Annotated in this window: 2 protein-coding genes and 1 pseudogene; 1 reads left to right on the forward strand and 2 read right to left on the reverse strand. The window is 47.5% G+C overall.

The window, feature by feature from the left end; translation table 11 throughout:
• Window positions 1–239: 239 nt before the first annotated feature.
• A pseudogene (bor, locus tag ACTHSL_RS12510) lies at window positions 240–532 on the forward strand (serum resistance lipoprotein Bor).
• 31 nt (window positions 533–563) lie between these two features.
• On the opposite strand, the gene rzpD reads toward bor, so the two are convergent.
• Window positions 564–1,025: a prophage endopeptidase RzpD gene (gene rzpD / locus ACTHSL_RS12515; protein WP_000092275.1), complete on the reverse strand. Its 462-nt coding sequence runs from the start codon at window positions 1,023–1,025 to the stop codon at window positions 564–566.
• Window positions 1,022–1,498 (reverse strand): glycoside hydrolase family 24 protein, encoded by a 477-nt coding sequence (locus ACTHSL_RS12520; RefSeq protein ID WP_000229403.1) that lies wholly within the window; start codon window positions 1,496–1,498, stop codon window positions 1,022–1,024. The genes rzpD and ACTHSL_RS12520 overlap by 4 nt, the downstream gene beginning before the upstream one ends.
• Window positions 1,499–1,563: the final 65 nt, after the last annotated feature.

Below are 1,563 nucleotides of genomic sequence, written 5' to 3' on the forward strand. Positions count from 1 at the left end.
CAATACGTGTACGCGCTAAACCCTGTGTGCATCGTTTTAATTATTCCCGGACACTCCCGCAGAGAAGTTCCCCGTCAGGGCTGTGGACATAGTTAATCCGGGAATACAATGACGATTCATCGCACCTGACATACATTAATAAATATTAACAATATGAAATTTCAACTCATTGTTTAGGGTTTGTTTAATTTTCTACACATACGATTCTGCGAACTTCAAAAAGCATCGGGAATAACACCATGAAAAAAATGCTACTCGCTACTGCGCTGGCCCTGCTTATTACAGGATGTGCTCAACAGACGTTTACTGTTCAAAACAAACCGGCACAGTAGCACCAAAGGAAACCATCACCCATCATTTCTTCGTTTCTGGAATTGGGCAGAAGAAAACTGTCGATGCAGCCAAAATTTGTGGCGGCGCAGAAAATGTTGTTAAAACAGAAACCCAGCAAACATTCGTAAATGGATTGCTCGGTTTTATTACTTTAGGCATTTATACTCCGCTGGAAGCGCGTGTGTATTGCTCACAATAATTGCATGAGTTGCCCATCGATATGGGCAACTCTATCTGCACTGCTCATTAATATACTTCTGGGTTCCTTCCAGTTGTTTTTGCATAGTGATCAGCCTCTCTCTGAGGGTGAAATAATCCCGTTCAGCGGTGTCTGCCAGTCGGGGGGAGGCTGCATTATCCACGCCGGAGGCGGTGGTGGCTTCACGCACTGACTGACAGACTGCTTTGATGTGCAACCGACGACGACCAGCGGCAACATCATCACGCAGAGCATCATTTTCAGCTTTAGCATCAGCTAACTCCTTCGTGTATTTTGCATCGAGCGCAGCAACATCACGCTGACGCATCTGCATGTCAGTAATTGCCGCGTTCGCCAGCTTCAGTTCTCTGGCATTTTTGTCGCGCTGGGCTTTGTAGGTAATGGCGTTATCACGGTAATGATTAACAGCCCATGACAGGCAGACGATGATGCAGATAACCAGAGCGGAGATAATCGCGGTGACTCTGCTCATACATCAATCTCTCTGACCGTTCCGCCCGCTTCTTTGAATTTTGCAATCAGGCTGTCAGCCTTATGCTCGAACTGACCATAACCAGCGCCCGGCAGTGAAGCCCAGATATTGCTGCAACGGTCGATTGCCTGACGGATATCACCACGATCAATCATAGGTAAAGCGCCACGCTCCTTAATCTGCTGCAATGCCACAGCGTCCTGACTTTTCGGAGAGAAGTCTTTCAGGCCAAGCTGCTTGCGGTAGGCATCCCACCAACGGGAAAGAAGCTGGTAGCGTCCGGCGCCTGTTGATTTGAGTTTTGGGTTTAGCGTGACAAGTTTGCGAGGGTGATCGGAGTAATCAGTAAATAGCTCTCCGCCTACAATGACGTCATAACCATGATTTCTGGTTTTCTGACGTCCGTTATCAGTTCCCTCCGACCACGCCAGCATATCGAGGAACGCCTTACGTTGATTATTGATTTCTACCATCTTCTACTCCGGCTTTTTTAGCAGCGAAGCGTTTGATAAGCGAACCAATCGAGTCAGTACCGATG

The sequence above is a fragment of the Neisseria sp. P0008.S010 genome (genome assembly GCF_051962715.1).
Lineage (GTDB): Bacteria > Pseudomonadota > Gammaproteobacteria > Burkholderiales > Neisseriaceae > Neisseria > Neisseria elongata.